The sequence below is a fragment of the Mesotoga sp. H07.pep.5.3 genome (assembly GCF_002752615.1).
GTDB classification, from domain to species: domain Bacteria; phylum Thermotogota; class Thermotogae; order Petrotogales; family Kosmotogaceae; genus Mesotoga; species Mesotoga prima.
In genome coordinates this window covers 96853-118176 of sequence record NZ_AYTV01000021.1, presented here as the reverse complement: position 1 = coordinate 118176, position 21324 = coordinate 96853, and the positions used below count along the sequence as shown (strand labels likewise).

19 protein-coding genes and 1 pseudogene are annotated in these 21324 nt (G+C 48.2%); 9 read left to right on the top strand and 11 right to left on the bottom strand.

Features of this window, described 5'->3' with window-relative positions:
• Positions 1 to 451: 451 nt before the first annotated feature.
• The 9 genes and pseudogenes from V513_RS13980 to V513_RS08555 form a co-directional block, all read left to right on the top strand.
• A pseudogene (locus V513_RS13980) lies at positions 452 to 654 on the top strand (hypothetical protein); the annotation flags it as partial.
• A gap of 591 nt (positions 655 to 1245) precedes the next feature.
• The gene (locus tag V513_RS08590; protein ID WP_099772402.1) at positions 1246 to 2265 is read left to right on the top strand and encodes a serine hydrolase domain-containing protein; all 1020 of its coding nucleotides are present in this window, start codon (positions 1246 to 1248) and stop codon (positions 2263 to 2265) included.
• Positions 2262 to 3377 carry an anhydro-N-acetylmuramic acid kinase gene (locus V513_RS08585; protein ID WP_099772401.1) on the top strand — a complete coding sequence of 372 codons (1116 nt, stop codon included), beginning with the start codon at positions 2262 to 2264 and terminating at the stop codon, positions 3375 to 3377. Before V513_RS08590 ends, V513_RS08585 begins: the two co-directional genes overlap by 4 nt.
• A gap of 40 nt (positions 3378 to 3417) precedes the next feature.
• Positions 3418 to 5163 (top strand): ABC transporter substrate-binding protein, encoded by a 1746-nt coding sequence (locus tag V513_RS08580; RefSeq protein WP_099772400.1) that lies wholly within the window; start codon positions 3418 to 3420, stop codon positions 5161 to 5163.
• A 59-nt stretch (positions 5164 to 5222) separates the two neighbouring features.
• On the top strand, positions 5223 to 6191 hold the full coding sequence (locus tag V513_RS08575; RefSeq protein WP_099772399.1) for an ABC transporter permease: 969 nt from the start codon (positions 5223 to 5225) through the stop codon (positions 6189 to 6191).
• A 1-nt stretch (position 6192) separates the two neighbouring features.
• Entirely contained in the window at positions 6193 to 7284 is a 1092-nt protein-coding gene (locus V513_RS08570) for an ABC transporter permease (RefSeq protein ID WP_099772398.1), read from the top strand.
• Complete coding sequence (locus tag V513_RS08565) at positions 7281 to 8258, top strand: ABC transporter ATP-binding protein (protein WP_099772397.1); 978 nt, start codon at positions 7281 to 7283, stop codon at positions 8256 to 8258. Before V513_RS08570 ends, V513_RS08565 begins: the two co-directional genes overlap by 4 nt.
• A complete protein-coding gene (locus V513_RS08560; protein ID WP_099772396.1) occupies positions 8255 to 9241 on the top strand; it encodes an ABC transporter ATP-binding protein in 987 nt (328 codons plus the stop codon). Before V513_RS08565 ends, V513_RS08560 begins: the two co-directional genes overlap by 4 nt.
• 285 nt (positions 9242 to 9526) lie before the next feature.
• A protein-coding gene (locus tag V513_RS08555; RefSeq protein ID WP_099772395.1) for an IS3 family transposase occupies positions 9527 to 10842 on the top strand; the annotation gives its coding sequence in 2 pieces (ribosomal slippage) (positions 9527 to 9904 and positions 9907 to 10842; 1314 coding nt in all).
• A gap of 605 nt (positions 10843 to 11447) precedes the next feature.
• Here the strand turns inward: V513_RS08555 and V513_RS08545 are convergent.
• Genes V513_RS08545 through V513_RS08495 form a run of 11 tightly spaced genes read right to left on the bottom strand, consistent with a single transcriptional unit; the run spans position 11448 to position 21323 of the window.
• Entirely contained in the window at positions 11448 to 12476 is a 1029-nt protein-coding gene (locus V513_RS08545; protein WP_014731910.1) for a zinc-dependent alcohol dehydrogenase, read from the bottom strand.
• A gap of 11 nt (positions 12477 to 12487) precedes the next feature.
• Positions 12488 to 13474: an aldo/keto reductase gene (locus V513_RS08540; protein ID WP_014731909.1), complete on the bottom strand. Its 987-nt coding sequence runs from the start codon at positions 13472 to 13474 to the stop codon at positions 12488 to 12490.
• Between the two features lie 14 nt (positions 13475 to 13488).
• Positions 13489 to 14049, bottom strand: a complete 561-nt coding sequence (gene hxlB / locus V513_RS08535; RefSeq protein ID WP_014731908.1) for a 6-phospho-3-hexuloisomerase — start codon at positions 14047 to 14049, stop codon at positions 13489 to 13491.
• Entirely contained in the window at positions 14046 to 14699 is a 654-nt protein-coding gene (locus V513_RS08530) for an orotidine 5'-phosphate decarboxylase / HUMPS family protein (protein ID WP_236609264.1), read from the bottom strand. Before V513_RS08530 ends, hxlB begins: the two co-directional genes overlap by 4 nt.
• A complete protein-coding gene (gene rbsD, locus V513_RS08525; protein WP_014731906.1) occupies positions 14699 to 15100 on the bottom strand; it encodes a D-ribose pyranase in 402 nt (133 codons plus the stop codon). The genes V513_RS08530 and rbsD overlap by 1 nt, the downstream gene beginning before the upstream one ends.
• A 14-nt stretch (positions 15101 to 15114) precedes the next feature.
• Positions 15115 to 15864 (bottom strand): GntR family transcriptional regulator, encoded by a 750-nt coding sequence (locus tag V513_RS08520; protein WP_014731905.1) that lies wholly within the window; start codon positions 15862 to 15864, stop codon positions 15115 to 15117.
• Positions 15865 to 15908: 44 nt separating this feature from the next.
• Positions 15909 to 17438, bottom strand: a complete 1530-nt coding sequence (xylB, locus tag V513_RS08515; RefSeq protein ID WP_014731904.1) for a xylulokinase — start codon at positions 17436 to 17438, stop codon at positions 15909 to 15911.
• The gene (locus tag V513_RS08510; RefSeq protein ID WP_014731903.1) at positions 17435 to 18367 is read right to left on the bottom strand and encodes a ribokinase; all 933 of its coding nucleotides are present in this window, start codon (positions 18365 to 18367) and stop codon (positions 17435 to 17437) included. Before V513_RS08510 ends, xylB begins: the two co-directional genes overlap by 4 nt.
• 18 nt (positions 18368 to 18385) lie before the next feature.
• Positions 18386 to 18799: a VOC family protein gene (locus V513_RS08505; RefSeq protein ID WP_014731902.1), complete on the bottom strand. Its 414-nt coding sequence runs from the start codon at positions 18797 to 18799 to the stop codon at positions 18386 to 18388.
• A gap of 6 nt (positions 18800 to 18805) precedes the next feature.
• Positions 18806 to 19798, bottom strand: a complete 993-nt coding sequence (locus tag V513_RS08500; RefSeq protein WP_006489440.1) for an ABC transporter permease — start codon at positions 19796 to 19798, stop codon at positions 18806 to 18808.
• Position 19799: 1 nt separating this feature from the next.
• Positions 19800 to 21323, bottom strand: a complete 1524-nt coding sequence (locus V513_RS08495) for a sugar ABC transporter ATP-binding protein (RefSeq protein ID WP_099772393.1) — start codon at positions 21321 to 21323, stop codon at positions 19800 to 19802.
• Position 21324: the final 1 nt, after the last annotated feature.

The window sequence follows — 21324 nt, the reverse complement described above, 5'->3', positions numbered from 1 at the left end:
CCCTGGTTTTCATACGATACAATTCTAGTTTTTATTACCTTGTATTGTCAATTGTAAATTTGTATAGTATGAATATACATAACCTTAGATTCCGCTGCCTATCGATCATATTTGACTATAGTTCCATTTAAGTAACCGAGGGAAAACTTGGATACAGAAAGAAAATGCGATAGCATTGCTGTTGGAAGAACCGTGGTTGGGGGTTGGAAAGAGCAAAGTGAAACCGGTTCGCCGTTGGACGGTTCTCCGTTCTCCAACGAGAATCTGTTATTCGTTCTAGAGCAAGGATCTGTTCTTAGTTCTTGGTTAAAGTCAAAAACCACGAACAAGAAATGCTGAAGTGAGTTCAGCATGATGCGTTGTAGCGTTTTCGGAGTAACCATGCGCTGTCATCCCGAACTTGTTTCGGGATCTGCTCTTGTGAAGGGAGGTTAGAGGTTAGAGGTCAGNNTCGCAACTTGGAACAGTCAACTTGCAACTGCTCTTCCGAAGGACGGGTTCATGGTTTGGGACGAAGGACCAAGGACGGTTCTTTGCAGCGTTCAGCGGTTTTTTTCTCTTAAGCGCACAGCGAATCTTTGGATCGAGATGCTGAAACAAGTTCAGCATGACGCGAAGGGCAGGGTATCGATTACAGGGTATGGGGTCTCGTGAAGAGAACCGGCAATCGATTCAGGGTTTCAATGCAACTGAGGAAGTTGTCCGGGCAGCGGTTTGTGGAAGTCCCTCACTCTGTCATCCCGGACTTGTTTCGGGATCTGCTCTTGTGAAGGGAGGTTAGAGGTCAGTGGTCAGAGGTTGGAAGAGCAAAAGAGTGGTCCACCGTTGAATGGTTCTCCGTTCTCCAACGATAATCTGTTATTCGTTCTAGAGCAAGGATCTGTTCTTAGTTCTTGGTTAAAGTCAAAAACCACGAACAAGAGATGCTGAAGTGAGTTCAGCATGATGCTTTGTAGCGTTTTCGGAGTAACCATACGCTGTCATCCCGAATTTGTTTCGGGATCTGCTCTTGTGAAGGGAGGTTAGAGGTTAGAGGTCAGNNTCGCAACTTGGAACAGTCAACTTGCAACTGCTCTTCCGAAGGACGGGTTTATGGTTTGGGACGAAGGACCAAGGACGGCTCTTTGCAGCGTTCAGCGGGTTTTTTCTCTTAAGCGCACAGCGGTTCTTATGCTAGCAACTTGTAACTGACAACTTGCAACTGCTAACCGTTAGCGGACAACGCAATACATAAGGAGGCTCGCTTTGATCTGGAATAGGGTTGATGAAATAGTCTCGTGTGGTATTGAAAAAGCAGTGTACCCGGGAGCCGTAGTTTTGGTGGGAAAGGGTACCGAAGTCCTTTACAAGAATACCTATGGCTTCATTGCGGTAGACGACAATACCCCCACGACTTTTGAAACTGTTTACGACATCGCAAGCATGAGCAAGGTGGTTGCAACCACAAGCGCGATAATGATTCTCGTTTCGCGCGGGGAGCTTTCTCTTTGGGATACGCTCGGAGATTTCTTCGATGTTCCGGAATCGAAGAAGGGGATATCGATCTTTCATCTGCTCACGCACACTTCAGGTATGCAGCCATATTCCGAGGCATGGCGAGAACTTAAGGGGCGTGAATTGCTGAAATCCATCATAGATCTAGAACCCGAGACCGTGCCAATGGAAAAGATAAACTATTCATGCCTGAACTTCATCACTCTCATGGCCATTGTCGAGAAAGTCACTTCTGTAAAATTCGACGAGTTCTGTTCACAACAGATTTTCGAACCACTCGGGATGAATTCGACCACGTATCTGCCGAAGAGCCTAGATCACGTGGCGCCGACAAGCGAACGGGAAGGAAAGATTCTAAGAGGGTTGCCGGATGACGAACTAGCGTATTATCTCGGTGGAGTGAGCGGAAATGCCGGCGTTTTTTCATCGGTTGAAGATCTTTTCAAGTTCGTCTCCAGTCTAATGTATGCTAGGCTGGTACCTTCCAGGGTCTTTGAAACGTTCATATCTGAAACAGTATCGATAGGTGAAAGCAAACGGCATCTAGGCTGGATGGCACCTGCAAGAGGTTCCAGTGCAGGTGACATGCTTGGAGAAGAGGCTTTTGGACACACCGGCTTTACCGGAACATCGATCTGGGTAGATCCACTTACTGGACTATTCGTTATTATGCTGTCCAACCGAACCAATATCAGCAGGCGGGATACGATGCCGCAGATTCAGCAGATCAGAAGACGCCTGCACAACCTAGTCTTCGGGAGCCTTGGATGATCTGGAATGAGATAAGAGATCTTCTCTCCAGCGGATCAAGAAACATTCTCGGAGTCATGTCGGGAACGTCGGCCGACGGTTTGGAACTCGCAATTGTTAATTGTTCCGGGAGCGGAAAGTCCATGAAGGTGAAGCTTCTCGAGCACTCTTCTGTCCAGTTCGAGTCAAGCTTTCATAATGAAATTGTAAGAACCTTCGATCCATCGGTTTCGGGTGTAGACAGAGTCAACTGGATGAACTTCCTCATCGGGAAAAGGCACGCAGCCGCAATCAAGTCCTTTCTCGATAGGACAGAAGTTAAGGTTGACGCAATCGCTTACCACGGGCAGACCGTTTACCACGATCCCGCAGCGCATGCCACTCTTCAGATTGGCGAAGCGGATATCGTGTCGTCTGAGACTGGCCTTCCGGTGGTCTTCGATTTCAGGAAGAAGGACATGGTCTTCGGGGGTGAGGGAGCGCCTATCATTCCTTATTTCGACTGGATCTATTTTGAAAGCGGCATCTACGCAGTAAATCTAGGTGGAATTGCGAACGTTAGTTATGTGGCCGAGAAGCTCGAAGACATGAAAGCCTTCGACACAGGCCCCGCCAACTGCCTGATAGATCTAGTGGCAAAAAGGTACTTCAGCATGGAGTTTGACGAAGGGGGCAAGATCGCCGCCCGGGGCTCTGTCGACAGCGCGATACTCGACGTTCTCGTGGAGAGAGACCGAAGATATTTTGAGAGGCAGCCCCCAAAATCGACGGGAAGAGAGGTCTACAACGAAGCTTTCCTGGAGGGAATCTCAGTCTCCTCTCCGGACAACCTTGTCAGAACCCTCGTTAGGTTCAGCGTATTTCAGTTAGTTCAAAGCATCAATTCATATTTACCTTTGGGGAAAAGAATAGTAGTTACGGGAGGAGGAGCCCTTAACCCCGTTATGATCGAGGATCTTATACAACTGAGCGGCCTTGATGTAGAAGTGCCTGACAAAACCTTCTTGCAGGCAAAAGAAGCGATGGGCATGGCAGCTCTAGCTCAGGAGTTCTTTAACGGGGTAGAGGCAAACGTTCCGTCTGTAACGGGAGCGAGAAAAAGAGTTGTCCTAGGAAAACTGGCTTTACCTTGATCTCCCCGACGGGAGAGAAAACATAAAGGAGGTTTTTACCGTGAGGCGAATCTTTCTGTTAGTTCTCGCAGTTCTTTTCACCGCCATGTTAATGGCAGCTCCATTCGTGGAAGACAGCTTACTGACACCTGATCCAAATCCCAGAATGGGAGGAACGCTCTACTTGGCACTTACCGGTTCCCCCCAGTCATTCAATTTCTACGGTACTCTCGATAGCAACGCTTACTCCGTTGCAGGACAGATGCTCACAGGACTCGTCGAGGCTCATCCTGTTACGTCGGCAATCAGGCCCGCCCTTGCAGAGTCGTGGGAAGTCTCGAAAGACAACAAAGAGGTCACCTTCCACCTGAGAGATGTGAAGTGGTCTGATGGCGTCCCTCTGACCGCCGATGACGTAATCTTCACATTTGAGCACTTCGTTATGAATCCCGTAGCCAGAGGAAACTCCGTAGCCAGATTCACAATCGAAGCAAAACCAATTGAGTGGGTAAAGGTCGACGACAGCACTGTCAAGGCTATTCTGCCCGCGCCGTATGCTGCCTTCTTCACAGTTCTATCGCACGCCTACATCTACCCTTCCCATGCCCTTGAAAGCAAGATCGACAAGAACAGGCCCGACTCAGTCAACGATGTATGGCTAACAAATACTCCTCTGAACGAGATTCCAGCAAATGGACCCTTCATGCTCTCGGAATACATAATAGACCAGAAGGTCGTCATGACAAAGAATCCAAACTACTGGAAGGTCGATGAATATGGCAACAAGCTTCCCTACGTGGACAAGATCGAGTACCTCGTTGTAAGCGATGCACAGGTGAGGCTTGCCAAGTTCATGGCAGGAGAACTCGACTATATGGCCGTTAGTGGAAACGACTTCCCGATCCTCAAGGAGAGGGAACTTGCCGGCGGTCCATTCAGAGTCTTCCTTGCCGAGCCTACTCAGCCTACTCCAAGCCCGATTCACATCGCCTTCAATTTCGATGTCGAGAACCCGAAACTCAGAGAGGTTTTCAGAACTACCGAGTTCCGCCAGGCAATGGAATATGCCCTTGACAGAGAGAGAATCATCGATGAGGTCTACAATGGACTGGCCGTTCTTGGAGGAGTGCCTGTGCTTCCCTCTAACAAGGCCTTCTACAATCCAAAGATCGAAGAGATTCGCAGACCCTTCAACCTGGCAGAGGCCGCGAGAATTCTAGACGAGCTTGGACTCAAAGACATTGACGGAGACGGCTTCAGAGAGTATCCCGACGGGACGAAGTTCGAGTTCGTGCTTACCCTGCAGAGCTCTCCGCAGGAGTACCAGGACATTGCATACATTTATTCTCAGGACTTGCAGAGTATCGGAGTAAAGGTCAACCTTCAGATACTCGATAGCTCGCTAACTGGGCAGATGTTTGGCGCCGGCAGCTTCGAAGCTGGAATCAGGGCCTTTGGGAACCAGCCCGATCCCCAGTTGAGAAAGGCAATCTGGCAGCCGGGAACTCAGCTCTACTACTGGCACAGAACAACGAGAGACCCCAACACCAATCTTCCTATCATGGAAAACATGCTTGATTGGGAAAAGAGAGTGTACGAACTCTTTGAAAAGGGTCAGGTCGCAATGGACCCGGTCGAAAGAAAATCCTATTACGACGAATGGCAGGAGATCTACGCGGAGTATCTCCCCGTGATTTTCGTGTGCAAAGGAATGAATCTTTACGCCGCGAACAAGTCGCTAGGAAACGTCGAGCAGAACGAAGAGGGTCTTCTCTCTTACTCTTCCTGGACCGTATTTAAGAAATAAGTGCTTCATCTGCTGCGGGAGGAGATTCTCCTCCCGCTTTACTTCTCCGGAGGAAGATTATGTGGTCTTTTATCGCTAGAAGATTGCTTATAATGATTCCAATGATGTTCTTCATATCCTTGATCTGCTTCGTGATCACCGAACTACAACCCGGTGATTTCATAAGTCAGTATCTGGACAACCCGAGAATTTCACCGGCGCAGATTGAGCTACTCAGAAAGAATCTCGGGCTCGATGAACCGGCCCACATAAGATACTGGAACTGGATCAAGGGAATAGTAACCAGAGGGGACTTCGGCTACTCCTTTGCCTTTCAAAGACCTGTTGGCGAGCTTATATGGGAACGAATGGGCTGGACGGTCTTCGTTGCACTGGGGGCTATCGTTTTTCAGTGGATCCTTGCCGTTCCCATGGGAATCTACTCTGCGCTGCATCCATATTCATTTGGTGACTATTCGCTAACAGTTATTGGCTTCATAGGCCTTTCTGTACCGGACTTCTTCCTGGCGCTGATCCTTATGTACCTCATGCTGCAGATGGGGGCAACCTCGGTCGGCGGCCTCTTTTCGCCACAGTTCGTTGGGGCGCCCTTCAGCCTGGAAAAGTTTGTGGATCTACTTAAACACCTTTGGATTCCTCTCGTTGTGGTAGGCATGAGCGGTCTTGCTGGACTCATGCGTGTCATGCGTGGGAACATGTTAGATGTCATCTCTTCTCCCTTTGTCACCTCTCTCAGGGCTCACGGCCTCGATGAAAAGACGGTCAAAAGGCACGCGATAAAAAACGCCCTTAATCCGATGGTCAGCATAGCCGGAACGGAGCTTCCAAACGTATTCAGCGGCACGATAATAGCCGCAATCGTACTGAATCTGCCGACGATGGGACCGTTCTTCTATAACGCGCTTCTCAACCACGACCAGTATCTAGTAATGACGTTCCTTATGTTCATCGCCATCATAACCCAGATCGGAAATCTATTTGCCGACATAGCGCTTGCCATTCTCGACCCACGGATAAGGATGAGCTAATATGCAGAGCACGAAAAGCCGGATCGCAAAGAATTTCTTCAAACATAAACTTGGTGTTGTTGGCTTAATAGCCCTTTCTATCATGTATCTGCTCGTCATATTTTCAGACTTCATAGCGCCATACAACTATGTGACTTCCCACAGGAATTTCGTCTATGCGCCCCCCTCGAAGATCCGATTCTTCGATGAAGAAGGCAAATGGAGGGGCCCCTTCGTTTACGGGATGAAGAAGGTCAGAAATCCCGTGACTTACAGGCTTGAATTCACCGAAGACACCAGCCGACCAGTTCCTGTGAAGTTCTTCGTCAGAGGTGAAGAATACAAGTTCTGGGGGATTTTTAAGACCGATCTCCATCTCTTCGGCGTCGAAGAATCTTCAGATGTAGCGATGGTTCTTCTTTTTGGCGGGGACAGATTTGGCAGGGATCTATTCTCCAGGGTCCTGATCGGGGGGAAGGTCTCAATGACAGTCGGCCTCGTCGGCACTTTGATAAGCGTATTCATAGGAGCGATAGTTGGAGCGCTTTCGGGATTCTACGGCGGGACTATAGACGTAGTCATACAGCGTTTCATTGAGCTTTTGAGATCCTTTCCGAGGATTCCCCTCTGGCTGGCGCTTGCCACGATTCTACCTCCTCAATGGCCGAGTACATGGGTCTATTTCGGAATCGTAATCGTTCTTTCACTAATCGGCTGGATGGGTGTTGCGCGTGTTGTCAGAGGAATGGTCCTGAGCCTGAGAGAGAAGGAGTTCATTCTGGCCGCCAGAGTATCCGGTGTATCTAACATGAAAATAATAACGCGTCACTTGATTCCTAACACGATAAGCTACCTCATAGTCGTCTCTACTCTTTCAATACCGGGAATGATTCTGGGAGAGAGCGCGATTAGCTTCCTGGGGCTCGGTATAAAGGAACCTATGACAAGCTGGGGCCTGCTGTTGAAACAGGCCCAGTCTATATCTGAACTTGAGGCCCATCCCTGGCTAATGGTTCCGGGAATCTTTATAATCGTTGCGGTTCTCTCCTTCAACTTCGTGGGAGACGCTTTGAGAGACGCCGTCGATCCTTACAGGGCGGTGGAGAAGGTATGAGCGCAATACTTGAGGTGAAGAATCTCAAAACTTATTTCAGGACCCCGGACGGTCTGGTCAAGGCTGTGGACGACATAAGCTTCTATCTCGAGAAGGGCGAGATCCTCGCACTTGTCGGAGAATCCGGCTGTGGTAAAAGCGTTACCGTCCAGACGATTCTCGGTCTGATAAAAGTGCCGCCGGCCAAGGTTGAGGGAGAGATCTTGTACAAGGGAAAGAACCTCGTGGGACTTTCTAACAAGGCGTACAGGGACATAAGGGGCAAGGAAATCAGTATGATCTTTCAGGAACCTATGTCGGCATTCGATCCCCTGTACACGATAGGGTTCCAGCTAACAGAAGTTGCCAGAGCACACATGAGCTGGGACCAGACCAGAACCTACGATGAGATCATTTCAATTCTCAGGAGGGTAAATATCCCAGAACCGGAGAAGAGGTACAGAGAGTATCCCCACGAAATGAGTGGCGGAATGCTTCAAAGAATCATGATTGCGATGGCCTTAATAACGAATCCAGAGATAATCATAGCGGACGAACCAACGACCGCACTGGATGTCACAATTCAGGCTCAGGTCCTGAACATTATGAGAGAGCTCCAGGGTGAATTCGGCAGTTCGATAATCTTCATCACCCATGATCTCGGTGTCGTTGCCGAGCTTGCCGATAGAGTACACGTAATGTACGCCGGAAAGATTGTCGAGAAGGCCGGGGTGAAGGAACTGTATTCCTCGCCCTCGCATCCATACACCAAGGGTCTTCTCAGCTCTAGAGTGACAAGATCCTTCAAGGGGAAGAAACTGCCTTACATTGAAGGATACGTTCCCAGGGCATATGAGTTCCCAGAAGGCTGTCGATTCAACCCTAGATGCCCTCACGCGATGGAGATTTGCCGACAAAAAGACCCGCCCGAATTCTATGTTGGTGACGGCCACACGGCTACCTGCTGGCTTTTCGAGGGGGGATCCGAAAAATGAAGATACTTTCTACCGAAGGACTTAAGAAGTTCTTTCCGATAAAGGCCGGTGTCTTCCTCCAGGTAGTCGGTCATGTAAGGGCAATGCAGTCTGTTACCCTTGAGATAAGCAGGGGAGAGACAATCGGAGTCGTCGGGGAGTCGGGCTGCGGCAAGAGTACTCTGGGCAGGACCATTGTAAAGATCTACGAGCCGACCGGCGGGAAGATACTCTACCATGACGAAAATGGAGAGGAACACGACATAACCAAAGGGCTTGGAAAGAACGTGCGCTCGAAATTCCGGCGAGATGTTCAGATGATCTTTCAGAATCCCTTCGATTCACTCGACCCCAGAATGACGATAAGGGATATTATACGGGAACCGATTGAGGCACACAATCTCTTATCCAAAAAAGAAGCAGAAGATTACGTTGGAGAGCTTCTGATGAAAGTCGGTCTCTATCCCGAATACGCTCAGCGTTACCCTCACGAGTTTTCCGGGGGACAGAGGCAAAGGATCGCGATAGCCCGTTCGATCTCGGTTAGACCGAGGTTGGTTATATGTGATGAACCTACATCTGCCCTCGACGTTTCCGTTCAAAGTCAGATCATAAACCTGTTGCAGGAGCTGAGGGAAGAAAGCGAGATGTCCTATATCTTCATCTCGCACAACTTAGACGTCGTACACCACATGAGCGACAGAATAATGGTAATGTATCTCGGAAACGTCGTAGAGACTGCCGAAGCGAGGGAACTCTTCAACAACCCCGCTCACCCTTACACAAAGGCGCTTATGGCTTCGATTCCAAACTGGGATCCCGAGGACCGGAAGCTTCAGAATATAAGACTGGAAGGGGAGCCCCCTAGCCCGATAAATCCACCTTCTGGCTGCCCGTTTCACCCTAGGTGCCCCTACAAAATGGACATCTGCAGCGAAGAAATGCCCGGAAACTTTGAGGTGGCCGAGGGACATAAAGTCGCCTGCTGGCTGCATAAAACCTGAGGTTAGAGGTCAGTAGTCAGAGGTTGGAAGAGCAAAGGATCAGTTGCAAGTTCAAAGTTGTGAGTTGTAGAAAAGTCCAACAAAACGGGTCTCGGTTCTCGTGAACAGAAACAGCTAATAAAGTCAAGGTTTTGCTGCGTTTGAGGAAGTTATCCCGACATCGGCTTTTGGAAGTTCCTCACATTGTCATCCCGAACTTGTTTCGGGATCTGGGCTTCGTATTCACCCCCCAGGGGAATTGGACAAGCAATTAAGGAATAGTAGACTAGGAAGGGGTGAATATGGATGAAGCATCCGAGAGGTAAGCGTTATGATCCTGAGTTCAAACTTAGATTAGCTAAGGAGTTTGTGGAGACAGACAAGACACTTGAAGAGATTGCACAAGAGAATGGAATAAGCTCCAAGACATTGAACAATTGGACCGTGAAATACAGAAAGGAAGGAGAAGCTGCGTTCTTTAAAGCATCGCGATCTGGAAGTTTCATTAGAGATCCAAATAAGATTCCACCTGTTCTATACAAGGAACTGGGACTTGACAAGATAAGAGAGAATCCAAGTGAACTCAAGGGTTCTTTCACAGAGAAAGAGAAGCTATTGCTAGAAATAGCCGAATACAAATTGCAGGTCAAGATACTGAAAGAAGCGTTAAAAAAAAAGAGAGAAGCCGAATAACTGACAGATTCCTAGCTAACGATTATATAGGACTGGGCTTTACAGTTAAGTTTGTTCTACTCGTCCTTTCTTATCCAAAGAGCAGCTATCACTATCAAAAGAAAGTGAGGGTTATCCTGGTTGGTAAACCACCTAATAGAACTCGCGGTTTCTGTAATAAGGCAGATGGAACAATGATTACCGACATTGAACTTGAGGAGATACTCCTGGAGATTTTCTATTTCAACGATCCATATGATCCAAGGTATTACTTGAAAGTCCTCGGCAGTAAGAAACTGAGCAAGTATCTACTAAACGAGATGGGGATAATAGTCAACCACAAGAAACTGCACAGACTGAGAAAGAAGCTGAGGATCGTAAGGAAGTACTACACCAGACATACGCATCCTGTAAGACGTTCCACAGTACATAGACTGAATAGACCCGGAATACTCTGGGAAGCAGACATTAAGGTAATATCCACCATCACTGAAGGAAACATCGCTTTACTGGACATAATAGACGTCTATTCAAGGGAAATCGTAGGTTCGTTCATTGGCAACAGCTGTAAGAGTGGAGATGTCATTTCCTTATTCAAAGAAGCGATTCTTTACCAGGAATCACTTCCGCAAGTAGTGAGAACTGACAATGGAACTCAGTTCAAAGCCAATGCAGTCAGAAGGTTCTTTGAAAAGCTCAATATAATCCAGGAGTTCGGTTACAGACACAATCCAGATTCTCAAGCTCATATTGAGTCTCAGCATTCAAATGTGCAGAGAGAGTTCGTATTCCTGAACCATTTCGAGGATTCGCAAGATGTTCTAGGGAAATACAAAGTCTACATGGATTTCTATCACAACCTTAGACCTCATGCAGCTTTGAATTACTTAACACCAAAAGCATTCAAAGAACTAAACGACGAAACTCCGATTCAGATCGTAAAACCGTGATTCTCTGACTTCTTGTCCAACCATTGGGGGTCGAAGGGGGCTTCGAAAGACCGGGGGTAGAGGTCAGTGGTAAGAGGTTGGAAAGAGCAAAGGAACTGGTTGGCCGTTGGACGGTTATCCGTTCGTCGAGGAGAGCCGTGAAGCAATAGCATTGAGATTCCGACCAGGAGCTTTGTCGGAATGACGGAATCTCTAGCCTTTTCGGAATAACCGTTAGTTGTCATCCCAATGAGCCTGCCCTGAAGCCTGCCCCAATGAGCCTGTCCTGAAATAATCTTGTTCAGGGCTCCTGTTTGGGGTCTCCTGTTCAGGGTCATCCCGAACTTGTTTCGGGATCTGGTTTTGATCTTCTCTGCGGGGTGCGGAGGACCGTTGACGGACAACGTGGTTTTCATCAGTGTGCAGCGATTCTTAGGATCATCGAGATTCTGAAACAAGTTCAGAATGACGGAATCTCAGACAAGAACCTGGACGCGCGGCGTCGGAACGAAGAACCGGTTCTTCTCGGAGGACGGCGGACTGTTGACCGATGACGATCATCCTTTCTCGTCAGGCCGATCTCAAAGAAAAAGGTCCGCCATTGAGGCGGGCCCCTGTATTCATTTTCAATCTAGCATTACCGCTTTGATTACTTTGTCTTTCTCGTTCTCCGCTCTGACCATCATCTCACCGATATCTTCCAGTTTGAAGGTATCGGTAATCAGCGGTTTCACATTTACTGCTCCGCTCTTTATCATATCTACGCATCTTGGAAAGTAGAGAGCCGGAACTGCATGTGAGGCCCTAAGCTGAAGCTTGTTGAAGTGGAACTTGTTTGCATCGAACTTTATGAAGCGTCCCTCCCCGTAATCTATTCCGATGAAGCCGACGACTCCTCCAAAATTCATGACGTCAAGAACTTCGGGGATCACGTAAGGCGGTGCGGTTACGAGAGCTCTATCGACTCCGCCCTTGGGGAATTTATAGGAGCTGATCGGCGTCTTGTCGACGAGTATAACATCCTCCACTCCAAAGCTCTTTGCAACATCTATCCTTATCTTAGATCTTGAATGGTTGGCGACAAAGATTCTTCTCGCTCCCATGGCCTTGACTATCTGAACGGCCATGAGACCAATCGGACCCAGACCAACTACCAGCACGTCGTCGTTCAGCCTAGGATCAACCGTGTATGTGAGATCCAGCGCAACTCCCATTGGCTCGACGAGAGAGGCCTCCTCAAAAGGAACTCCCTCGAAGGGAACTGCATTTTGTTTGTCTATTATTACCTTCTCGGCAAAGCCCATCGTGAGATTCTCTTTCTCGGCCCTTATGAAAACGTTGGGCGCTCTGTCATGGCAGAGATCTACTCTCCCGTTTCTGCAGTCCTCGCATGTCCCGCAGAAAGAACCGCTTTCTACCAGCACACTCTGTCCGACCTTGACATTTTCGACACATGAACCGATCTCTTCCACAATGCCGACTATCTCGTGGCCGAAGGTCTGCCAATCTTTGGCTTCAGTTCTTGCTGTGTGGAGATCTGTTCCACAGATTCCCGAGGCCTTTATCTTCAGCAGTACGTCATTTGGTTTCAAAGGGGGAAGTTCTACCTCCCGAATCTCGAATTTGAACGGCGATTTTACAAACGCGGCTTTCAAATAGACACCCCCTACAGCTCCAGATTGGAACTGGAGACTATCTCTTCTATTCTTTCATATAGTCCGTCATCCATATCCCATTCGACGGCGCCGAGATTCTGTTCTATCTGTTCGACCTTCTGAGCGCCTGCAATTACCGAAGTTACTGCTTCATTTCTGATAAGCCAGTTGATGGCTATGTGACTCAGAGGCTTCCCTATCTCATGCGCCAGTCTGTTCAGTTTTACGACGACCTCGTAGTATTTCTTGAACTCAGGTGAATTTAGCTTCGGATTAGCGGCCCGCACATCGTGTTCGCTGAACTTCTTCTTGTCGCTTATCGCTCCAGCCAGGAGGCCCTGGAAGAGCGGGCTATATGGCAGAAAGGCCATTCCATTCTCCAGAACGAAGGGAAGGACTTCATCTTCGACTCTGTAATCGAGCGGAATATTATGGTAGCTCTTTGGATTCCTTTCGAGCATATTGTAGAGGCCCTGCATACTGCATACCTCTCCAACCTTCATCGCCCTTTTCGCCTCGGGAATGGAAAAATTTGACAGCCCTATGTATCTGATCTTTCCCTCTTTCTTCAGCTCGACCATAGTCTCCATTGTCTCTTCGATTTCGACCTCAGGATCGGGCCAGTGAAGCTGATAGAGATCTACATGATCCGTCCCGAGTCTTCTGAGACTATCTTCAATCTCTTTTCTTATGCTCTCAGGTTTGAGACAGTTTCTCGTCCTTCCCTGATCGTCCCAGAGAAGACCACACTTGGTTGCAATGAAGATCTTATCCCTCAAACCTTTTATTGCCTTCCCGAGCACCTCCTCGGCGTGTCCCAGACCATACACCGGCGCCACATCGAAGAAGTTTATTCCTCCGGCTATTGCCCTCTGGATCGTCTTGATCGAGTCTTCATCTGTCGTCCCATCCCAGAAAGACGGGCCTGAGATTCCCCAGCAGCCGTAACCGAGCGCCGACAGCTTCTCATCTATCTTTTCCACTTTTTTGTACTTCAATTCCTTCGCCTCCCTTATTCGAGATTTGCGTGGTTCTTGAACATCGTTTCCGAATCTATGCTCAACCTCTCCATTAAATTCATTACAACAATATCCGTTAGGATCAACAGTGATTGCTCGAATAGATTTCCCATCGGTTGAACCGAAGAGACACCAGCCCTGTCGGGCACTTTGGGAGTCTTTGTGGGAATCGTAATGACTATATCGCTTATTCCCGCCACAGTAGATTCTTTGCTGGCAGTTATGGAAGCTATTCCGGCTCCAAATTTTCGGGCCTTTTTGGAGTTAAGAACCACTGAAGGAGTCTCCCCCGATGCAGATCCGATGATTAAAAGGTCTCCCTCTCCCAAAGAGGGGCTGGTTACTTCTCCCACAACATGGACCTTCAAACCCAGATGCATAAGCCTCATCGCGAAGGCCTTGATCGCCAGGCCAGACCTGCCCATCGCAAAGAGAAAGACTCTTCTTGCATTTAGAATACTTTCGGAAAGCTCTTCGATCGATTCATCTGTAACTCCCGAAAGGACCGATCTTATCTCGTCAATAACAAGATCAAGCGTGCCTTCGAATTTCATGAACCTTTCTCCAGTCTCGTCTTTATCTGGAACGCTACTCTTGCAGGGTCCTCAGCCTCCCAGATCGATCGTCCCGCGATCACCACATCGGGCTTCAACGGGAAGACATGGGAGAGATTGTCGGGAGATATTCCGCCAGCAACGGCGATCTTTGCCTCCGGAAGAACTCTCCGTATAATCTCTATCTTTTTCGCGTACTCAAGAAGGTGCAGGCTCTCACCCACACCGCTCAGATCGGCCGAAGTGTGGATGCATATGTAATCCGGTGATAGCGGAGAGACCTTTTCGGCAAAGGATTGGAGATCCGAAATCTCTATTGTATCCAACATAAGTTCTCCGCCAAACTGGTCGGCAGCCTTTCTGACTTCCGAAATCGTCTTGAAGGAAGCGAACCCAAGAACCGTCACGATATCTGCCCCGCTTTCAAAGGCCATCGCCGCTTCGAGATAACCCCCATCTACAATCTTCATATCTGCAAGAATCTCATGATCGGGCAGGATCTCGCTTATCTCTCTCACCAGAGTCATACCGTGCGCAAGAACGGCAGGCGTACCGACTTCGAGAATGTCTATGTAATCGGCGACTTCTTTGGCAGTCTTTAAAAAGCTATCCTTTATGTGAGTGTCGTTTGCGAGTTGTAAACGGATCATCAATAGGTTACCCCGCCAACGAGAATGATACTTGAGTATGGTATCTGCTCGCCGGTTCTGATTACTCCCTTAGACTGCGTGTTGGTGAGTTCCTTGAATTTGACATGGGGAACGAACTCCACTTCTATGCCTTCAGGAAGATGCTTCAACGTCTCCTCGAGGCATTTCGGACTAACGGTCTTCATCTCTTCGGAGAAGATAACCTTCTCGACTTCAAGCTCTTCCAGCACGGGATCTAGAACATCGAAGACCCCTGGCTTTCCGCCTACAATGCTTACGTCAATCCTGTATCTGTCAGAAGCAATAGGCAGCCCTGAGTCAGATATTACCAGTAAGTCTGTGTGGCCCATCGAACCTATTAGATTGCATATCTCCTTGTTCAGAATTCCGCTTTTCTTCATAATTATCTCTCCCTTCAAATCTTTGTAGTCAAATGTATCCGGAATTTGTAGTGGGTCGCTTCGTACCAGCACTGCACGAATTCAACATACTCACCGATAGCAGTACAGCCTACTCTTTCGTAATATAGGATCGGCGCCCCCTCTTCTATCTTCAGAAGCTTCGCTATTCTCCCTTCTGCGAGCCGTCCCTCTATGATCGCGTCTCCTTCGACTACGGCCGTTCCCCTATTTCTCATCAGTTCATAAAGAGAACCCTCAAAGTTCTCTTCTCCGGTAAGGTTTGATCTAGATGTAAGAAAGGATATGAAGAGCGCAAGAGGAAAGTAGGATTCATTTCCCCTCAGTCTGGTAACTTGAAGCAACTCTTCGTCTTCCGATACCTGGAGAATTCTAGCCATTTCCGAACCGGCCTTGACTTTCTTCACCTCAACAACCTTCGTAATCGGCACATGGTTCTCAAGTCTCATCTGTTCGGTAAAGCTTCGAATAGTTGTAAGCTGCTCCTGAGAAGCGTTGTTCGTTATGATAGTCCCCCTTCCACGAGACCTTGAGATCTGTCCGCTGCTTTCCAGGGCCTGCAAAGCTCTCCTAACGGTCGCCCTGCTTACATCGAACACTTTCATCATGGCTTCTTCCGTTGGAAGTTTTCTGCCAACGGCGCCCGGTTCCTTCATATAATCAGAAATTATCCTGTAAATCTGGTAGTAGAGTGGAACCGGACTTGCTCTATCAAGGGCTATTCTTCTGTCTGCATTAAAAAGCATGATGAAATCACATCCTTCTTTACGGTACTAGAGAGACAAACAGGCTAATTCGTATATGTTCTCAGCTTGGCAAGGTCTTCATAGGTTTCTATGAGCGAACTGTAGGCCCTATCGAAAACCTCGAAAAGTCTTTCGTAGTACCTGTGATTCTCTGGGTTGTATTTGATGAACTGAACATCCCTTACAAAAGTAGAGGCTTCCTTGAACGTCATCTCTCCAGCTCCAACAGCACCAATAATAGCCGCTCCCATTGACGTTGCCTCTTCGAGATACTCGGGTATCGTAACCGTCTTCCCAAATATATCTGCCACAATCTGTTTCCAGTTCCTTCCCTTTGCTCCTCCGCCGATAAGGCGAATCTTGTCGAACTTCCCCTTAGTCTCGAGAATATCCAGGACTATTTTCAGGTTGAAGACCACACCTTCGAGCACCGCCCTCAGCATATCGGCCTTTCTATGTGTAGATGAAAGTCCTATGAAGGCTCCTCTAGCATTAATGTTCCACCTCGGGCTTCTCTCCCCGAGCAAATAAGGCAGAAAGATGAGGTTCCCGGCTCCGGGTCTTGTCTGGTCAACCAGATCGTCCATAATCGTGAAGGCGCTCAGCCCCAGTGCCTTTGCCTTCTCTTCTTCATGCTGGCAGAGAGCGTCCTTAGCCCATTGATACGAAGCTCCCCCGGCCTGCATTGTTCCAGTCGGGCAATAGAAACCCTCAATGGGATATGCGAAGTTAAATGTCCTAGATTTCTCGTCGAAAATAGGTTCCGTGGAACATGTGCTCACCCAGCTAGATGAACCGAGATAGAGATAGGCCTCGTCTGGACTGACAACCCCTGCTCCCAGGCAGGCACAGGCGCCGTCTCCGCCGCCGCGGACTATTAGAGTCTTCTTCGACAGTCCCAGTTCCTCCGCCACCTTTGGCAGTATCTCCGAGACGACATTCGTAGAGGAGGTCACATTGGGAAGTTTTTCCATATCCAGCCCGAACACTTCAACGAGTTTCTCCGACCATTTCAGGTTTTCGATATCGAAGAGAAGCGTCATCGACGCATCTGAGTGGTCAGTCCCGAACTCTCCGGTAAATCTTGAGACGATGTAATCCTTCGCATTCAGGAATTTATGTGCTTTATTGTATATTTCAGGTTCGTTATCTTTTATCCAGGCAATCTTCGGACCGGAGTAGGTCGGCGTTATCCTAGATCCAGTGAGCCTGTATACGAAATCATTGCCCACTTCTTCGAGCCTTGCCGACTGTTCGACGCTTCTCTGATCGGCCCATATTATGGCCCTTCTAAGAAGCTTTCCGTCCCTGTCAACGGGGATTGCCCCCATCATCTGACCGCTGAAGCTTATAGCGACTATCTCTTCGGGATTGACACCGGCCCTGGCGATGAGATCCGGGGTCGTATTCTTGACGGACTCCCACCACTCCAGAGGATCCTGCTCTACCTGATTCGGACCGGGATGATAGGTCTTGTAACCTGAGAAGGAACTCGCCAGGAGCTTCCCGTCTATTCCATATAGCGTCGCCTTGTTCCCGGTGGTTCCCAGATCGTATGCGATGACGTATTTCATTTCTCATCGCCTCCAGTTATCTCATTAACGAGAGCTTCTATTTCTTCCCTTTCCGGCATTGAAGGCGAAGTGCCAAATCTAGTCGTAGAAATGGCCGCTCCGGCACGGGCGTAGTCGATGGCTCTTTCCAAGCTCTCTCCCCTCGAGAGATATGCAGCAAAAACTCCGGCAAATGCGTCTCCAGCTCCGGTTGTATCGATAGTCTTTACCTTGCAGGCGGGAACGAGCCCTCCATTGACCGATGGACAGTAAACCCCCTTGCCTCCGAGAGTTATCAGCACTGTGTCCACCGACTTCTTCAATTCAGAAGCTATGGCCTCTATCGACTCCATTCCGTCCAGCGGAATTCCCGTCATTAGGCTGGCCTCTATCTCGTTCGGCATAATAATGTCGACATATTTTAGGATCGAATGATCAAATTCCTTCACGGGCGCGGGGTTTAGCAGAACTCTCGCTCCGGAGTCTCTGGCGAGTTTTATCGCCTCGTAAGTTGCGTCGAGATTCGCTTCAAACTGGGTAAGAAAGACATCGGAAGAGGTGAAGATATCTCTGTGTCTTATAACATCTTCGACAGTCAACTCGTTGCAGGCCTCTGGCGCAACTGCAATGGCGTTGTTTCCGTTGTTCTCATCTACTATTATCAGAGCGACTCCTGTTCCGGCAGTATCCGACTCGAGAAGATAATCTTTTGTGATTCCAAATTTATCGAATGCATCCTTCACAAATGGAGCAAACAAGTCTTTGCCGATCTTAGTCATGAACTTGACGTCAGATCCTGCCTTTCTGGCAGCCACAGCCTGGTTGAATCCCTTGCCTCCGGGGCCCATCTTGAAGGGACCGGAAAAGACCGTCTCTCCTACAACGGGTATATGGGGAGAAAGGGTAGTGAGATCCATTACATAGCTACCAAATACTGTCACTTTGTTCATCTGATACCTCCAAAAAGTTTAATGATTCAATCTGGGTCTCTTCTCTTCCGCGATCTCCAGCAATTCACCGCCCGGACCCTTGAACGTGTTGTAGAAAACCTTTCCGTCAAAAACCGGAATAGGATCGGGCGATTCGAGTTCAATGCCGTTGCTCTTCAAATAATCCATTGCTTTTTCAATGTCATCTACAACGAAAGAGAGGTGCTGAAAGTGAGACTGTGACTCGGGAGCAAATTTCCTCTCCTTGCTATCTTCGTAGCACATGAGTTCGATTTCACAACCTTCGCCGGCAACGAATGCTACTTCGAGTTTCTTTTCAGGCAGCTTCTCTCTGTTAACCAGTTTCAACCCGAGAAGGCCTATATAGAACTCGAGCGCTTTATCGAGATCGGGAACTTCTACTGCCACATGAAAGAACTTATTTATCTTCATTATCTATCACGCCCTTTTGAAGAGTTTCTTAAGACCTTCGCCCTTCTTCCTGCTCTTTATGAACTGATCGAAGAAGACCGCAAGGATTATTATTGCTCCGATAACGATCTGCATTATAAATGGATCTACACCAAGAAGATTACCGCCATTTCTTATGGTCTGGATTATAAGAGCGCCAAGGGCCGTCCCAAGAACGGTTCCTACCCCTCCGCTCAGACTTGCTCCTCCGATGACAACCGAGGCTATGGCGTCGAGTTCGTAACCGTCTCCCCCTGTCGGGACCCCTGCGGCCATTCTCGTTCCCAGCATCAAACCGGCTATAGCACTGAACAATGCGGCCACAATGTAGAAGGAATACATGTTCAGCCGGATATTTATACCTGACAGCCTTGCAGCTTCCTCATTGCTTCCTATGGCGTATAGATTCCTTCCGAATTTTGTGTATTTGAGCACGAGCATCATGAAGCCGGCGAGAATTATCCACGTCCAAGCGAGCGCCGGTATTCCGAGAAACTCTAAAACTGCGAATCTCCTGTACTCCAGAGGAACGGCAGTTACCATTCTTCCGCTGGATATATACATTACTACACCTCTTACGAGCGTCATCATACCTAGGGTTGCAATGAAGGCCGGTACCTTTCCATCATGTACGGCAACTGCGTTGACCAAACCTATTAGCGCACTGATTCCCAGTGCCAGCAATATACCTACAATTGTGGGAAACTGAAATTCTCCCCTAGTAGAAGTGAATATCGCAAATACCATTCCGCTGAGTCCAACTATAGAACCAACCGAAAGATCTATTCCGCCAGTTATGATTATAAGGGTCATACCGATGGCAACCACACCATTTATGGATGACTGCCTAATGAGATTGGTTATGTTAGCCCATGAGGAAAAGTTGCCTCCTGTTGCGATGGCCAGAAAGACCCACATCACAACCAGAATGATCAAAAGGTTTCTTTCAGTAAATGTCTTCCTTTCTCTCCTTCCAGCCATTTCAGACCGCCTCCTTTACCTTTTCTCTTGAGACAATGTTCTTCATTGCCAGTGTCAGCAAAAACTCCTCGGAAAAATCTTTCTTATGAACCTCGCCAGCCATTCTACCGTTAGAAATAACGTAGATGCGGTCGGACATTCCCATTAGCTCGGGAAGATATGAAGAGATTAAAATTATTCCCTTGTTGCTGGAGAGTATCTCACCGAAGAGTTTGTATATCTCTGATTTCGTCCCAACGTCGATTCCGACGGTCGGTTCATCGAAGATTAGAACATCTGTGTTTTTGCAGAGCCATCTCGCGATGATTACCTTCTGCTGGTTTCCACCACTCAGCTCGGAAACCGGCTGGAAGATGCTGCCAATCTTTATTGAGAGCTTGTCGATATATTCTCTGGCCTGTGAATGAGCCTTCCCATAGTTGATGATAGGACCCGTCATCACCTTGTCAAAGTTAATTATGTTTATATTGAAATCTATATCCTGCTGCAAGAAGATTCCTTGTTTTCTCCTGTCTTCCGGAAGATAGCCAATACCCTTCATCAGCGCATCCTTCGGTGTCTTGATCGAAACGTCTTTGCCTTCAACCACTATTTTTCCTTCTTTGAGAAGATCGGCACCGAAAAGCGCCCGTGCAATCTCAGTTCTTCCAGCGCCCACCAGGCCAAAGAATCCCACGACTTCGCCTGCCCTGACATGGAAACTGATATTCTCGAATCTCTCTCCGGAAAGGTTCTCAACCCTCAGGAGTTCTCTGCCGGGTTCTGTATCCTTCTTCGAATACATCTCCTCGATCGATCTACCAACCATTAGAGGGATCAGCTTCTCAACGTTTTCAAGCTCTTCCGTTGTGTAAGTTCCCACCGTGGCCCCGTCCTTCAAAACGGTAACCGTATCACATATGTCAAAGACCTCCTCAAGGTTATGCGAGATATAGATTATGGCCGTTCCCTGATTTTTGAGCTCATCTATTATCTGAAAGAGGATTTTAGTCTCGTTTCTTGTAAGCACGGCAGTCGGTTCATCAAAAATGACGAGTTTGGGCTTCTGCCAGAGTGCCTTGGATATTGTGATCATTTCACTTTCAGCTATGCTCAACTCTCTTATGCTCTTGCGGACGTTTATGTCCAGACCGATGTTCTCCAGAAACTCCGTTGATTCTTTGTACATCTTCTTCCAGTTTATGATTGGGCCAACCTTAGGTTGCTGCCCCAGAAAGAAGTTTTCTGCCACTGAAAGATCGGGAGTAACCATGACATCCTGATAAACGGCGTAGATTCCCAACCCCTTGGATATCAATGGTGAGTTCCTGGTAATTTCATTTCCCTCAAAGATCATCGTTCCTGAGTCCTTCGTATAAGCTCCTGTAATTATCTTTATGAGTGTAGATTTCCCAGCTCCGTTCTCTCCCACAAGGCCTCTTACCTCACCGCTCTTGACGGAGAGGGAGACATTGTCAAGAGCTCTAACGGCAGGGAAGGTTTTGTTTATACCTTCTAGCTCAATTACGGTCTTTTCCTCGGGCATG

Coding starts and splice junctions, on each gene's coding strand:
- V513_RS08585 (WP_099772401.1), top strand. CDS start 2,262: ATGATCTGGAATGAGATAAGAGATCTTCTCTCCAGCGGATCAAGAAAC.
- V513_RS08575 (WP_099772399.1), top strand. CDS start 5,223: ATGTGGTCTTTTATCGCTAGAAGATTGCTTATAATGATTCCAATGATG.
- V513_RS08570 (WP_099772398.1), top strand. CDS start 6,193: ATGCAGAGCACGAAAAGCCGGATCGCAAAGAATTTCTTCAAACATAAA.
- V513_RS08565 (WP_099772397.1), top strand. CDS start 7,281: ATGAGCGCAATACTTGAGGTGAAGAATCTCAAAACTTATTTCAGGACC.
- V513_RS08560 (WP_099772396.1), top strand. CDS start 8,255: ATGAAGATACTTTCTACCGAAGGACTTAAGAAGTTCTTTCCGATAAAG.
- hxlB (WP_014731908.1), bottom strand. CDS start 14,049: ATGAAATTCGAAGGCACGCTTGATCTTGTTATTGACGAGATAAGATCG.
- V513_RS08530 (WP_236609264.1), bottom strand. CDS start 14,699: ATGATCCGTTTACAACTCGCAAACGACACTCACATAAAGGATAGCTTT.
- rbsD (WP_014731906.1), bottom strand. CDS start 15,100: ATGAAGAAAAGCGGAATTCTGAACAAGGAGATATGCAATCTAATAGGT.
- V513_RS08520 (WP_014731905.1), bottom strand. CDS start 15,864: ATGCTTTTTAATGCAGACAGAAGAATAGCCCTTGATAGAGCAAGTCCG.
- xylB (WP_014731904.1), bottom strand. CDS start 17,438: ATGAAATACGTCATCGCATACGATCTGGGAACCACCGGGAACAAGGCG.
- V513_RS08510 (WP_014731903.1), bottom strand. CDS start 18,367: ATGAACAAAGTGACAGTATTTGGTAGCTATGTAATGGATCTCACTACC.
- V513_RS08505 (WP_014731902.1), bottom strand. CDS start 18,799: ATGAAGATAAATAAGTTCTTTCATGTGGCAGTAGAAGTTCCCGATCTC.
- V513_RS08500 (WP_006489440.1), bottom strand. CDS start 19,798: ATGGCTGGAAGGAGAGAAAGGAAGACATTTACTGAAAGAAACCTTTTG.
- V513_RS08495 (WP_099772393.1), bottom strand. CDS start 21,323: ATGCCCGAGGAAAAGACCGTAATTGAGCTAGAAGGTATAAACAAAACC.